The organism is Dysgonomonas sp., from assembly GCF_035323175.1.
In the GTDB taxonomy this organism is placed as follows: Bacteria; Bacteroidota; Bacteroidia; order Bacteroidales; family Dysgonomonadaceae; genus Dysgonomonas.
In genome coordinates this window covers 163,666-177,588 of the sequence record NZ_DAOKYH010000002.1, presented here as the reverse complement: position 1 = coordinate 177,588, position 13,923 = coordinate 163,666, and the positions used below count along the sequence as shown (strand labels likewise).

16 protein-coding genes are annotated in these 13,923 nt (G+C 34.5%); 9 read left to right on the top strand and 7 right to left on the bottom strand.

All coding sequences use genetic code 11. From position 1 onward, the window contains the following. Nucleotides 1-63: 63 nt before the first annotated feature. On the bottom strand, nucleotides 64-876 hold the full coding sequence (locus PKC55_RS03860) for an MBL fold metallo-hydrolase (RefSeq protein WP_291126233.1): 813 nt from the start codon (nucleotides 874-876) through the stop codon (nucleotides 64-66). A gap of 382 nt (nucleotides 877-1,258) precedes the next feature. Between PKC55_RS03860 and PKC55_RS03855 the strand changes: the two genes are divergently transcribed. Together PKC55_RS03855 and PKC55_RS03850 are read left to right on the top strand one after the other, a co-directional pair. Beyond that, on the top strand, nucleotides 1,259-1,846 hold the full coding sequence (locus PKC55_RS03855) for a DJ-1/PfpI family protein (RefSeq protein WP_291126235.1): 588 nt from the start codon (nucleotides 1,259-1,261) through the stop codon (nucleotides 1,844-1,846). A 231-nt stretch (nucleotides 1,847-2,077) separates the two neighbouring features. Beyond that, nucleotides 2,078-2,620 (top strand): DUF4924 family protein, encoded by a 543-nt coding sequence (locus PKC55_RS03850; protein WP_291126238.1) that lies wholly within the window; start codon nucleotides 2,078-2,080, stop codon nucleotides 2,618-2,620. A 37-nt stretch (nucleotides 2,621-2,657) separates the two neighbouring features. On the opposite strand, the gene PKC55_RS03845 is transcribed toward PKC55_RS03850, so the two are convergent. Together PKC55_RS03845 and PKC55_RS03840 are read right to left on the bottom strand one after the other, a co-directional pair. Beyond that, complete coding sequence (locus PKC55_RS03845; protein WP_291126240.1) at nucleotides 2,658-3,038, bottom strand: hypothetical protein; 381 nt, start codon at nucleotides 3,036-3,038, stop codon at nucleotides 2,658-2,660. Then, nucleotides 3,035-3,646 carry an RNA polymerase sigma factor gene (locus tag PKC55_RS03840; protein WP_324371940.1) on the bottom strand — a complete coding sequence of 204 codons (612 nt, stop codon included), beginning with the start codon at nucleotides 3,644-3,646 and terminating at the stop codon, nucleotides 3,035-3,037. The genes PKC55_RS03845 and PKC55_RS03840 overlap by 4 nt, the downstream gene beginning before the upstream one ends. Nucleotides 3,647-3,746: 100 nt before the next feature. On the opposite strand from PKC55_RS03840, the gene PKC55_RS03835 reads away from it, so the two are divergent. The 4 genes from PKC55_RS03835 (at nucleotide 3,747) to PKC55_RS03820 (ending at nucleotide 8,303) form a co-directional block, all read left to right on the top strand. Next, entirely contained in the window at nucleotides 3,747-4,184 is a 438-nt protein-coding gene (locus PKC55_RS03835) for a DUF6249 domain-containing protein (protein ID WP_135103953.1), read from the top strand. A gap of 12 nt (nucleotides 4,185-4,196) precedes the next feature. Continuing rightward, nucleotides 4,197-4,550 (top strand): hypothetical protein, encoded by a 354-nt coding sequence (locus PKC55_RS03830; RefSeq protein WP_291030439.1) that lies wholly within the window; start codon nucleotides 4,197-4,199, stop codon nucleotides 4,548-4,550. A 236-nt stretch (nucleotides 4,551-4,786) separates the two neighbouring features. After that, nucleotides 4,787-7,303 carry a TonB-dependent receptor gene (locus PKC55_RS03825; RefSeq protein ID WP_324371935.1) on the top strand — a complete coding sequence of 839 codons (2,517 nt, stop codon included), beginning with the start codon at nucleotides 4,787-4,789 and terminating at the stop codon, nucleotides 7,301-7,303. A 91-nt stretch (nucleotides 7,304-7,394) separates the two neighbouring features. Then, nucleotides 7,395-8,303 (top strand): DMT family transporter, encoded by a 909-nt coding sequence (locus PKC55_RS03820; RefSeq protein WP_324371933.1) that lies wholly within the window; start codon nucleotides 7,395-7,397, stop codon nucleotides 8,301-8,303. Nucleotides 8,304-8,627: 324 nt separating this feature from the next. On the opposite strand, the gene PKC55_RS03815 is transcribed toward PKC55_RS03820, so the two are convergent. Continuing rightward, nucleotides 8,628-9,491 carry a helix-turn-helix domain-containing protein gene (locus PKC55_RS03815; protein ID WP_296948329.1) on the bottom strand — a complete coding sequence of 288 codons (864 nt, stop codon included), beginning with the start codon at nucleotides 9,489-9,491 and terminating at the stop codon, nucleotides 8,628-8,630. Between the two features lie 284 nt (nucleotides 9,492-9,775). Beyond that, the gene (locus tag PKC55_RS03810; RefSeq protein WP_291125943.1) at nucleotides 9,776-10,129 is read right to left on the bottom strand and encodes a DUF805 domain-containing protein; all 354 of its coding nucleotides are present in this window, start codon (nucleotides 10,127-10,129) and stop codon (nucleotides 9,776-9,778) included. A gap of 481 nt (nucleotides 10,130-10,610) precedes the next feature. Here PKC55_RS03810 and PKC55_RS03805 point away from each other — a divergent pair, with 481 nt between their 5' ends. Genes PKC55_RS03805 through PKC55_RS03795 form a run of 3 tightly spaced genes read left to right on the top strand, consistent with a single transcriptional unit; the run spans nucleotide 10,611 to nucleotide 12,580 of the window. Next, nucleotides 10,611-11,438, top strand: a complete 828-nt coding sequence (locus tag PKC55_RS03805) for an ABC transporter ATP-binding protein (RefSeq protein WP_291125946.1) — start codon at nucleotides 10,611-10,613, stop codon at nucleotides 11,436-11,438. 10 nt (nucleotides 11,439-11,448) lie between these two features. Further along, complete coding sequence (locus PKC55_RS03800) at nucleotides 11,449-12,207, top strand: hypothetical protein (protein WP_291125948.1); 759 nt, start codon at nucleotides 11,449-11,451, stop codon at nucleotides 12,205-12,207. A 4-nt stretch (nucleotides 12,208-12,211) separates the two neighbouring features. Then, nucleotides 12,212-12,580, top strand: a complete 369-nt coding sequence (locus tag PKC55_RS03795) for a GntR family transcriptional regulator (protein WP_135103961.1) — start codon at nucleotides 12,212-12,214, stop codon at nucleotides 12,578-12,580. A gap of 319 nt (nucleotides 12,581-12,899) precedes the next feature. Here PKC55_RS03795 and PKC55_RS03790 read toward each other — a convergent pair whose 3' ends face one another. Next, the gene (locus tag PKC55_RS03790) at nucleotides 12,900-13,334 is read right to left on the bottom strand and encodes a PaaI family thioesterase (RefSeq protein WP_135103962.1); all 435 of its coding nucleotides are present in this window, start codon (nucleotides 13,332-13,334) and stop codon (nucleotides 12,900-12,902) included. A 9-nt stretch (nucleotides 13,335-13,343) separates the two neighbouring features. Beyond that, the gene (locus PKC55_RS03785; protein ID WP_135103963.1) at nucleotides 13,344-13,868 is read right to left on the bottom strand and encodes a Hint domain-containing protein; all 525 of its coding nucleotides are present in this window, start codon (nucleotides 13,866-13,868) and stop codon (nucleotides 13,344-13,346) included. Nucleotides 13,869-13,923: the final 55 nt, after the last annotated feature.

Sequence of the window (13,923 nt, the reverse complement as noted above, 5' to 3'; positions counted from 1 at the left end):
AATTATATACATTAGTAAAAGGATCTCAAAGCCGAGCTTTGAGATCCTTTTTTATAATAAAAGTCAGTAGGCTTTATAATTATCATTCAGACGTTTTACTTTACTTGTCTTTACCTTTACATCGTGGCAATAAATAAGGGTATAGTTTTCTTTTTCTGCTTCAACGAGAAATCGCTGTTTCTCTTCGGCCGATTTTAATGCATTAATGTCGTAAGCTGAAATCCATTCTAACGGGACATGAGCACTTGTTGGTATCAGATCCCCGGGAAATGTATATACACCCGCATCTGTCTTGATATATACAACTAACTGCCCTATACTATGTCCGTCAAACAATCTCACACTTACCTCTTTAGATATCTGCATGCCTTCGTCAACAAAGCGTAAGAGTGCGGCATCGTGTATCGGCTGTATGTTTTCAGCTAAGATAGAGTCTGCTTCCAGTATGTTAGGAGTTAAATAATTGTCCCATTGTTTGCGGCTTAACCAATAAGTAGCTTTAGCGAAAGAAGGGATTATTTTACCGTTTTTATCTCTTTTAGTTGCATATCCGCAATGGTCGAAATGCAAGTGGGTCAATATCACATCGGTGACATCTTCACCCGAGAAGCCATATTTCTTTATTTCTTCTTCAATGTTAATCAGAGAGTGTGGTTGGTAGTAAGACATTCTCTCGGTATGCTTATCTCCCATACCGGTGTCTATCAATATGACCCTGTTTTCGGATATGACGAGTGCACACCGCATAGCTAATGTGCACAAGTTGTCGGCATTGCTTGTGTATTTTCTTTGCCAGGCACGCTTCGGTATAGCTCCAAACATAGCTCCTCCATCTGCCAGGATATAACCGCTTTCTATTATTTTTATGTCAACCATTTTTTTCTAAATATTCAGCTAATATACAAAAAAGAAGAGATGATTATCACAATCATCCCTTCCCCTCTTAACACTAATATAAAACTAACATATACTATGATAAAACAGGTAAAAAATCAACTAAACAATCTATCTAACACACTATGAAAAAAGTAAATCATACCTGTTTTACATTAGAACATCAAAGACAACATGTTTGTTCAGAATACTTTGTATTTGTTTTATTTATGTAGCGATAGATAAGGTTTATATAATAGTGTATAAATCCATCTTAAACTTTATATATAAAAAAATACTATTTTTGTACTCTGTTTTGTATATAAACAAAGCATAATCTATTATTGTTTATCATTTATTCTTAAAAATAATAATTTTGACAACTATGGAAAATAAGAAAGTTTTAGTGTTTCTGGCAAAGGCATTTGAGACTATGGAGTTTTCTGTTTTCATAGATGTTATTGGTTGGGCAAGAGTTTGTTATGGTCATGGTTTGTTTGTCGAAACTTGTGCTTTTACTAAAGAAGTTATAAGCACATTTAATGTGCCTGTAAGAGTAGATAAAACAATTGAAGAGATAAATGTTGACGAGTATGCTGCATTGGCAATACCTGGTGGATTTGGCGAATTTGGCTTTTATGAAGAAGCCTATGACGAAAGATTCTTAGACTTAATTAAGGAATTTAATACAAAAGGTAAAATCATTGCTACAGTTTGTACTGGAGCTCTCCCCTTAGGAAAAAGTGGAATTCTTAAAGATCGGAAGGCTACAACTTATCACTTAAATAACGGTTATAGGCAAAAAGAGTTGAAAGAATTTGGGGTGAATGTTGTGAATGAACCAATAGTAGTTGATGGTAAAATTATAACGTCTTATTGTCCTGAAACAGCTCCAACTGTTGCATTTGAATTATTAAAGATGCTGACCTCGGAAGAAGAAATGACAGTAGTAAAAAAAGCGATGGGATTTTAAGAAGGAGTTTGTTTTATTCCTTTCTATAAGAGAGTTATTGATTAGATAAGGGGAAAACATATACTTGAGATTTCCATGAAATTATTTACTTTTATCTCCCAATTATTTGAATGTATTTTATTGTAAAAGCTCAATATGTATAGTTTGTAAATCATTGTTTCAGGAATTAAAAACATAAAAGGCTTATTCTCTAATGGGTTAAGTCAAACTGATGGAAATCTAAAATAAATTATGCTGATAGCTAAAAAACTAAAAGAAGAAAATATCGCCGAATATCTATTGTATATGTGGCAGATAGAGGATATTATAAGAGCCAACAAATTAAACATCGATATAATTGATAAGCAAATAATATCAGGGTTCGAACAGCCTCAAAATGTGAAAAATGAAATAAGGGAATGGTACGAAAACCTTATTGACATGATGAGGAGAGAAGACGTGATGGAAAAAGGGCATCTGATTATAAATAAGAATGTAATATCGGAGTTGACCGAACTACATAATAGACTGCTGAAGTCGCCGCAAGAAAACGAATATACTGAAGCCTATTATAAAACCTTGCCTTTTATTGTTGAATTACGTTCCAAGACGCAAGATAAAAATACTCCGGAGCTCGAGACCTGTCTTGCCGCTCTATATGGTTTCTTGTTAATGCGCTTGCAAAAGAAAGAAATTTCGGGCGAAACTCAATCTGCACTATCGCAAATAAGCTCATTCTTGAGGTTACTCTCTCTTAAATATCAGGAGTATAAAGCCGGGAAGTTAGATATTTGATAGTTTGCTTATATTTAAATTCTACCGTAAGCTTCTGTTAATCTTTGTGCTTCTTTTCTTTAATCCGTCTGCGGATCAGCGAGTCACTTATAAGGAGTAGTACTCCGACACAAGCTACAGATACCACGAAAGGATTAAATCCTACCGATGGGACATTGAATGTGATATTTGATCCCATGCCTTGAATATCTTCCTTGAGAGGTAATCCCAAAAGCCAAAATATAAGCGTTGGAATTCCAAGCATTCCTACAATGCCGAACGTAATAGAAAGAATTGAAATAATGCTTCTCTTCCGATTTTGTTTTGCCGCAACAATATGTACTCGTTGCATCAACCGACTCTCGAAGTCTGTCGATGGTTCGTCTAGTTTTATTTCCTGAAATAAACTCTTTAGCCTATCTGTATTTTCTGTATTCATGATTGTATGAGCTTATTTATTTCAAAGTTTATAATTTTTCTGATTCTGTACAACTTTACTTTTACATTTGCTTCACTATTTCCTGTGATGATGCTTATATTTTTTACGCTTTGGTCGTTTATATAGAACATACTGATCAGCAAGGCATCGTCTGGGGGCAGTTTTTTTAGTACTGTATCTAAAAGCTGCAACTTATCCTCGGTTGTAATCTCATCCAGTGTTTCTGATATTTCGTCATCAGGAATATTTGAGAAATTATCGTCAATGGCAGTAAATTCATGTTTACGCTTTCGCAATTCTGATATAGTTGTGTTGTATGCGATTCTGTACAACCATGTTGCAAAGTTCGATTCTTCACGAAACTGTTTTAATGACTGAAATACCTTTATAAATATCTCCTGAACAATATCTTCGGCTTCTACCCGACGAGAAACTATTTTATTGACAATGGTAAATGCCATTCTCTCATATCGACGTACAATGTGTATAAAAGCATCGGTATGTCCGTCCTTTATTCGGCGTATAAAATAGATATCATCAAATTCAGCCATACCCGTATGACGCAAGAATATTTGATAGGTTACAAATGTAATGTAAAATCTTTTCAAAAAAATATTTTTTTATTTTGTTGTAACCTTTTAAAAATGCTTGCGTCAAAATGAGCAAACGGATGAAACAAAAATGTTTAATTAATAAAAATAGAAAATTATGGATCAAATTATGGCAATGGTTATTGTGGCTACAATAGCATATGCAATCTACCGCTTGTTTGAGTTGTTTGCTCGTCGTAGAGAACGCTTAGCTTTTATCGAAAAAATTTCAGAAGGGATAGACCCGAATCTACTGAAAGGGCAATTGGATATGTCTCCGAATAAAAGCAATGTAAACAACTATGTAACCTCATGGGCTATTCGTGTTGGGCTCTTATTAGTAGGTGTTGGGTTAGGGGTGGCTATCGTCGCTGTTATAGACTTGTTGGCTGTGGCTCCTCCAAGTGCGGACGAAAGAGCTTTCTATGAGTTTCGCAATACTATATCTATTTTATATCCGGCATGCGCTGCTATATTTGGTGGTATAGGGCTTGTTATTGCTTACTTTATAGAGAGGAAAGATTCTAAGAAAGAACAGGATAAAGAGGTCGAATAATTGGTGTCGGATATGAACAAAGAATTACATTCAATTCTGTTTACTCTAATTATTGTGGCCGTAGTTATAGGTGGTTGGCTGATTGGGCGTAATCAAGGGTGGTTTGTTCGTAGCTCGGCAAATGATATCAATATATGCCGAAATGTAACAGGAGATACCTTGTACTTTAATTCTAAAAATCCAATCTATACGGTTTCGGGCTGGAGTGCTTCTCGTCATGATGATGACATTCTACACGTAGATCTGAAACTAAAAAGAAATAGGCAGAACACTAGGATAGAGATGTATTTAGATACAGCAAATGTTCGCTATGTAGAAATCTATGGTAAGGTGATGCCGATAAACGATATTCCATTTAGTAAATAAAATTTATCTGTAGATGAGTTGGCAAGAGACATCAGGTAAGCAGAGCCTGGTGTCTTTTTTTTGTGAAAAAAGTGTCGTTCTGTTAAAAATGATAAAATATTTATTGCTTTAGTGATAAATGTATAATTATGGCGACTAGTAAGCATATCTCAGTTAAACAGATTAAATCTATGTATATCTTAGTCAGCTGAAAAACAACTAAAAAAACGAAATATATTTATAATTATACTAAACTTATGAATGTCCGCATTTTATTAACTTTTCTATCATTGCTAATTTCATCATTAGCATTCTCTCAATCCAGCCCACTAATAAATGTCCAGATTAAAGGTGTAGTAACAGATTCATTAACAAATGAAACAGTTCCCTACGCTACAGTAAAATTGTTAGGTAAGGCAAATCCGAGAAGCCCGTTAAAGGCTGTAGCAGCCGATGATAATGGAAACTTTCAGTTTTCGATGAATAAAAAGGGAGAATATCTGCTCACGGTAGAATATATCGGTAAAAAGACCCTTGTTAAGCCTGTTGTTGTAGGTGACGCAAAGATAGTAGACCTAGGTACAATATATATGAGTGACAATGAAAATGCCTTATCGGAGGTTGTTGTTTCGGCACAGAAGCCACTGGTAAAAGTTGATCTCGATAAAATTGTATATAGTATGGAGAGTGATCCTGAATCAACTACGAATAATCTATTGGAAATGTTGAAAAAAGTTCCGATGGTAACTGTTGATGGCGAAGATAATGTACAGCTGAAAGGATCTACTAATTTTAAAATATATCTGAACGGAAAACCGTCTAACATGATTTCTAACAATCCGAAGGAAGTTCTCCGCAGCATGCCTGCCAATACGGTGAAAGATATACAGGTGATTACCGATCCCGGAGCAAAATATGATGCTGAGGGTGTAGCAGGTATTATCAATATTATAACCAATACTTCTATGGGTGGATATACTGCCACTTTGAATGGTAGGGTAGACTCGCAAGGTGGATATGGTTTAGGTGCTTACTGGACCATGAAATATGGTAAAGTTGGCTTCACAGGGAATTATAACTATTACGAATGGAAACGTCCGGAAGGAACCACCTCTTCTTTTAAAGAAAATAATTTAAGTAATAACCCAAAGTATCTAACAGGAGTAGGCCCTTCAAAGAATAATGGGCTCGGACAGTTTGGTTCAGGAGAGTTAAGTTACGAGATAGATACCTTAAACCTTATTAATATCGGATTCAATAGGTTCGAAGGTAATTATAAATCCAGAAGTAACATTTTGAATGAGGGGCTCGGAATAAATAAGGAGAGCCAATATAGATATGATCAAAGAGGCTATATGAAACAAACGTATGGCGGTACAGATCTGAATGTAGATTATCAGCGCACTTTCCATAAAAAAGAACAATTGCTGACCGCTTCTTATAAGTTCAGTATGAATCCTAATGACTCGGAATCAAATTCGGATATTACGGAACTATTTGGTGAACTACCTAAGTATGTATATACTAACAAACAATATTCTGATGCGGATATGAAAGAACATACCTTTCAGGTAGATTTTGTAACTCCTTTGAATAAGTCTGATGTCCTATCTCATAGTGTCGAAACAGGAGTAAAGTATATCATCCGTATAAATAATAGCAATAGTGGTTTAGATAGCCTTAATGCTACAGGTAATTGGGTAGCCATAGAACGTCCGACTGATAGATTTAGGCATACACAAGATATATTGGCTGCGTATGGCGGTTACAATGCCAAGTTTAGAAATGTTTGGGGGTTCAAAGCCGGATTGCGTTATGAAGCAACATGGTTGAATGCTGAATTCCCAAAGGATAAAGCTCAAGATTTTAAAGTAGACTACTCTAACATCGTACCCTCTGCAACAGTTACATATCAGATAAATCCAATGCAAAACTTGCGTTTTGGGTACAATATGCGTATATCACGTCCGGGTATCTGGCAATTAAATCCTTATGAGAATACCTCCGACCCGAATAATATACAAAAGGGGAATCCGGCATTAGATGCTGTGAAAAATCATACGATAAGTACCAACTATGGGCTTTTCAACCGTAATCTGACTTTGAATGTGAATTTGGCTTATAGCTTCGAGAATAATGGAATTGAACAAATTACGACAGAGCAAAATAAAGTAGTGACCTCTACCTACGAAAATATAGGAAAAAGAAAAGATATTGGTTTATCTTTAAACCTGCGATGGACTCCTAAAATGGGTGGAGATAAATATAAATGGCTGGAACAACTGAGTATATTCTCTAATATGGGGGCACGGTATGTGGATATAAAAGCAAATAATGGGTCAGGATTAAAGAAAGATGGAGTATCCGCGAATGTCTTTGGAGGTGCGCAATATTCATTTCCTAAATCGTGGAAAGCTTTTGTTAATGTAGGCTATTTCTCTCAATCTATAAATTTACAAAGTGAAAACTCTTCGTTTTTCTTTCACCGATTTAATGTAAGCAAAGGCTTTAATAATGACAAATTGAATATATCTGCTTATGCTCAGAATCCATTTAAACGCATTCATGATTTCAGAAGCACAATGAATAACCAAGCGTTTTATTCAGAAACAATCATGTCTAATAAAATTCAAAATTTTGGAATCTCTGTATCTTTCCGTTTTGGAGAGATGAAATCTCAAATACAAAAAGCAAGACGTGGTATCAAGAATGATGATGTTATGTCTGGAGGACAAGGAGAACAAAGTGGAGGAAGTGCTGGAGGTCAAAACTAAACGGCTTGATTTATAATATATGCCCCAAAGAGAATGAATCTTTGGGGCTTTTTTTGATTAAAAGGGTATCTTTACAGAATATTTATCAACGATGAAACAAGCATTTGTTAAGTTGCACTTATCTATTCTAATTGCCGGATTTACGGGTATATTCGGCAAGCTTATAACCCTGAACGAAGGTATGCTCGTTTGGTACCGCTTATTGATTACCTCTGTGTTACTATTAATAATGCTATCGGTGACAAAACGGTTTGTCCGATTGCCGATCAAAGATTTCTATAGGATTGGTTTTGTTGGGCTATTATTAACACTGCATTGGCTGTTTTTCTATGCGAGTATTAAATATTCGAATGTTTCTATCGGTGTAGTCTGTTTCTCGATGACAGGCTTTTTTACGGCTGTTTTAGAACCTGTCGTGAGCCGTCGGCGAATCTCTCTCAGAGAATTGTCTTTTAGCATTATTGCTCTCTTGGGGATTGCGCTGATTTTTCATTTCGATACTCGTTACAGAACAGGTATAATCTGTGGGGCTATTTCGTCAGCTTTGGCAGCTAGTTTTGTGATTGCGAATAAAAGAGTTGCAACAAATACTAATTATTCATGGGATGTTACTTTGTTTTATGAAATGATTGGAGGTTTCCTTAGTTTAAGTATTATACTTCCTTTTTATTTGCAATTATTTCCTGTCATGTCTTTTTTTCCGAGTAATACAGATTTAATCTATTTGTTAATATTCTCAGTGGTTTGTACAATCGGTCTGTATATGTTGCAAATACAAGCATTGAAGAGCATATCTGCTTTTACTCTTAATCTCAGCTATAACTTAGAGCCTATATATAGTATTGTATTGGCTATGATTATTTTTGGAGAGGCTAAAGAGTTAAACTTTTCATTTTATACCGGTTTGCTGTTAATCATACTTTCCGTATTACTTCAAATGTATACTGTAATGAAAGAGCGCAAAAGGATTGATTTGGCCGAGCAGCGAAGTGGGTTTTGACCCTATCGTCCTTTATTTCTGAAATAAGCATAAATTTTATTGTTTAAAAAGGTTCTTGTCGAAAATTTTTGGGAAGAGCCTTCTTGTATTCTAACTACATTGAAATCTTTTATAAAATGCAAAAAGCCCGCAAATTCACTTCGCAGACTTTCCAACCTTAACACAAACTTTACAAAACTACACAATAATAGAGTTAAATTCTAAATCTAGTCAGGTTTAGAATTATAAATATACTCCTCATATATTTACGCTACGAAGATATGAAGATTGGAAGGGTTGTTTATTACAGATATCTGCCTGCTTTTTCAGAATTCGTGCCTTTTCTTAATGGCTAGGGTTCATAGTCGCTTTTTGTTGGCGAATTTTGCCCGGAGTATTGCCGAAATTGGTTTTGCAGAAGTCATTAAAATGTGATGGGGACGAGAATCCGTACTCGTCACTTATTTCTTTAAATGACTTATCGGTACTGTTTATTTGATAAAAAATTGATTTTGATCGCTCTTCTTTCATCCAGTGATAAGCAGGCACTCCAAATACTTTTTTGAAACGTTTTTGAAATCCTGAAAGGCTATAGTGCATCATGTCGGCTAACTCTTGTACTGTTTTTGCCTTGTGATGGTTTTTAAGGACAAACTCGGAGAAAGAAAGGTCGTGGCTAATGAGAGGGAAAAAGAATGCCAGTAAATCTCTTTTTGTATAATATGCTCTTAGTAAAAAGTAAAATTCTTTTGCTTTCAGTGCGAAATAATATGTGCACTTTAAGCCTTCTGACATGCACGTGTTTAAGAATGTGAGGTATGAGTCTACTCTTTCATTTATAGCCAGATAATGTAGACCTGGTTCAAATTCTTCATTTTTTTCTTTTAGTAGTAAATCAAGCGAGAAGCAATCGCATAGCATCTTAGTGTTATGCAACCTCATAATAATTACTGTGGTATCTTTATTTGCTTTACTGTTTAGGTGACAACCTGCTGGTATCATCATCATTTTTTTTTCAGAAATGACTTGGTTAGTTAGTTCATCCAAAGAAAAAGATAAAGACCCTTCTATGATAAATATAACTTTGTTCTCAACTGAAAATATATTCCAAGATTGTCCATCTTGTAAAGATATTTTCTCAATTGTTGGCCGGTTACCTTTTTCATAATTGTAGCAAGTGAGATGCTCTTGTTTGTATAATAACTCCATACCGGATATTATGATGTATACTCTATTATTGTTATTTATTCTTTACGTTTAAGTAAGAATAATGTGTTTCTGGCTTTAATACTATAAGTGTTGAATACGCTTTTTACCAACGTCACAAATATAATAAAAAATAATAATAACAGGAGTAGTTAAATAAATAATTGTTATTAAATTCTTGATAGGATAAATTTATAAATATCAATATCTTATAAAGCGAAAGGACATAAATAATATTATTTATGCCCTTCTTTCTTATAGTGTAAACTCTATGATAGATCCTGATACTATTGAGCTTTAGGATCCGAACCATACTGGTTGTCCCCTTTATTCCCTTCTGTAATCGCTAAAATGAGATTGTAGATAGGGATTAATATAAACCATCCACTTTTGCCAACATCATGCATTCTTCTTACATAAACAGCGATTGAAGGGATCAGGATTGCAAGGTACGCCAATCCTACTAATCCTAAGACGATTGATCCAATAGTTGTGGAAACTGATGCTAGGATAATACCTACTATGTATAGGGCAAAATATCCTATCATCACAAAAAGGTTGTACATCCAAAATTCTTTTCGTCTAGCTCTTCCGTTAAAGTCTGCGTAATGTTCTTTCACTACTTTTAAAAACCACTCCATTATAATATTAGTTTTGTAAAAAATTATCCTACTCTTTTGGCTTTTCGGTTCCGCCTCGTTTTTTTGTATGGTTTCAGATCTCCATGTCGTTTATGTTATTCGGCAGCAAAAGTATATAAAAAACCACTACTTCCTAAATATATTTACTGATAATGCTTATTTGTGCATAAGGCTTCTCTCTATTGTAAAAGAGAAAATCTATTTCTTTTCTTCATAATTACTTTTTTGTCTTTATTTGGTTTTTTATCATGGCTTATTGTAATATTCAATAGTGTTAAGCTGTCTTTTATCTTTTTGTGAAAAAGGGGGTAATTTGTGAGACAAATTTTGTTGATTTAAAAATATTTTCCCTGTTTTTACAATTATAGTAATTATGCATCGCTTCTAAGTTTTTTTAATCAGCATAAAAAATATTCAAATATTTTGGTGTAATCAAAATATATAATATATTTGCAGTGTATTAATAAACTAGTACACTGTTATGGTAGAAATAAATAATCTTACTTTTTATTACAGGGAGCGTAAGCCTATTTTTGAGAATGTTTCATTTGAAATGAAAAATGGTATTTATGGTTTGCTCGGAGAAAATGGTGTTGGAAAGACCACATTGTTGCGCATTATTAGTGGGTTGTGTTTTCCTAAAAAAGGAAGTTGTCAAGTATTAGGTACTGAAACGGCATTTAGAAATCCCGATATGCTGAAGCAATTGTACTATCTGCCTGAAGAGTTCATTGTGCCATCGCAGACAGTTAAAAGCTTTGTAAAGTTGAATTCGGTATTTTATCCCAACTTTAGCAATGAACAGTTTAATTCATATTTAGATGATTTTCATTTGGATATTGATTCTCGGATGAAAGAATTGTCTTTTGGACAGAAGAAGAAAGTTCTTATTGCTTTTGCTATTTCTCTGAATACACCGGTTACCTTGTTGGATGAGCCAACCAATGGGCTGGATATCCCTTCTAAATCTCAATTTAGAAAAGTAATAGCTTCTGCATTTGACGAAAACAAATGTATCTTGATTTCCACTCATCAAGTTCGTGATTTGGAAAGTTTGATAGATCCTATCATCATTCTTGATCGCAATCAGGTGTTACTTAATAATACGGTTGAGGAGATATCTAAAAAACTACTGTTTACTTATTCTACAACAAGGCCTCAAGACGCTTTATTCACAGAGCAAACTATGTTGGGATACACTTCGGTCTTGGAGAACAAGTACAATGAAGAAAGTACATTAAATATTGAAGCTTTGTTTAATGCGGTGGTTACGAATAAGGAAAAAATAAGAAATATATTTAACGCTTAACGAAATGGATATGACTGCTGTAATTAATATAGAACGTTTTTGGAATTTGCAGAAAAGGGAGTTTGCAATGTATTGGAAGCAATACCTTTTTATTGTATGTGGTATAGCTGCGTATTATACAATTGCGACTGTTTGGGGATCTATCGATACCGGATGGTTATGGAATATGCTTCCTCCCGTTTATGTTGCGATTATCATTTGCAGTATTTCTTTTGATAAGAATTTAAGCGATGCTAATAGTACTTTTTATTTTACGTTGCCGGTATCTACTTTTGAACGATTTTTGGGCCTGTGGATCAAATATATTGTTATTATACCTTTGCTGGTTTTTGGCGTGTCAGTGTGCTTAGATTTTATATCCTCTCTATTTGTATCCACTACACATCCTGTCGTTAAGTTTAGCGATTGGTGGGATTATCATATGCTGTATGCTGCTCAATCAGTTTTTTTGTTTGGATACGCATGTTTGAAGAAAAGGTCTTTTGTGAAGACATTGTCATTAATCGCTGTGTTTTTTATTTTTATAATAATTGTTTCTAAGATTATTATAAGTCAATTCTATCCGGAGGTATCCTATATAAGAAGTTCTATGGATCCGATTTCTATTCTAAGCTTTAATGGCTATTGGATTCCCGAAGGCGATTCATCGCGTTTTGTAGCAACACAGGCAACATTGCTGTATGATGTAGCTAAATATATACTGGCAACGATATTCCCTGTTGGAATGTGGGTGTTGACGTATTTCAAATTAAGAGAAACAGAAGTATAGTATTATGGATTTCAAAGCAAATAAACCAATATATCTTCAAATAGTAGATTTCTGCTTTCAGCATATCCTTACAGAAGAATGGCCCGAAAATGATCGGATTCCGTCTGTGAGGGAGCTGGCTATGACATTGCAGGTGAATCCTAACACGGCTATGAGAGCATTTGAATATATGCAGTCTGAGGAAATTATATATTCGAAACGTGGGATGGGATATTACGTCGCAGAAAATGCTAGAGGACAGATATCGAAGCTTCAGAAAAAAGAATTTTTTGAAGAAGTACTACCCGAAACTTTTCGTTCTATGAATTTACTCGATATAAGTATCGATGATATCGTAAAGCAGTACGAACAATTTAAAAAGGAAGTAAAATGAAAAAATATACAAACAAAATTTTAAATATTATGATTGCAGTCGTTATTATTTGTTTTATTCTAATGATATTTCAAATAATGGAGATGATAGTATCTTCTCTATAATACTTAATTTATAAATCTCATTCCTGCTTAATAGAATTCAATTCGTAAAAGGCAAGGGTGTAATAGGGGGTAGAACATCCAATCTATTATGTCACACCGAATGGAGTGAAACATCTCGCTTTTCTTATTCGAGATACTTCGCTTTAATCAGGACGAAATAGCGGAAAATATAACCAGGGTTAAAAAAAATCTAACCCCTATTACATTTCTTGCCTTTATTTTCCTTTTGTATATAATATTTTTTTTACAACTGCATTTGTGACACGCACAGACGAAATTAGTTTTCCTGTTGTCTCCGAGAAGACGTCAACATTCCAGACGTGAGTAGATCTTCCTTTGTGTTGTAGGGTGCCTATGGCTCTTACCACATCGCCTAGTCTTGCACTAGATATATGACTGGCACTTATTTGCATGCCAAAGCATTGCTCATCGTGTGCACATAGTGTGTTAGAACCTACGCCGGCAACAGATTCTGCCAGAGATATTGTTGCTCCTCCGTGTAATACGCCCATCGTTTGACTCAAATGTTTTTCTACAGGCATAATAGCTTCAAGAGACGTTTGATCATCCGATTCTATGAATGTGATGTTCAACGTCTCTATCAATGTATCTTTAATACGTTCTTGAATGTTATTGGTGTTCAGCTTCATTTAATTTTATTAATCAACGCCTATGATAAATCCGTTGGCAATAATAGAGCCCCCTTCTTCGAGCTGTATATTATAGCCCATGATTGGTTCGAGTATGCCTTCTATAATAGCAATTCTATCCGAACCAGTACTCAGTATATCATAGAATTTTAAATAATCGCCCACATTGCATGATTTTACTGATGCATATTTGGGATTTTGAATTGTCATTTCCGGATCGATAGAAACCCAGCCTCTTTCGCTCCAGAAGGGATATTGAGAAGTAACAAGTACCTGCATCTTGTTTTCTAAGACGATACGTGCTAATCTGTTGAACATGATTTTGTCCACTCCTGTTACTTTTTTCTTTTCATATAAGTCTTTTGTGTAGTCATAAGATAAAATAACGTCGCCCACAGTAACATCTTCCACTCCTTTTCTTAGATCGTCTCCCATTGTTATTTGAGTTCCTGTTGCAAGATAGTTTTGGGCATTAATACTCAGATTCAGTGCAAACAAAGAAAGAAACGTGAGTATCAAAATGTTTGTTTTCATAATTTTATGTTTTTGTGTAAAGTTTATGCAAAGATAGAAATATTTTGAATATCGG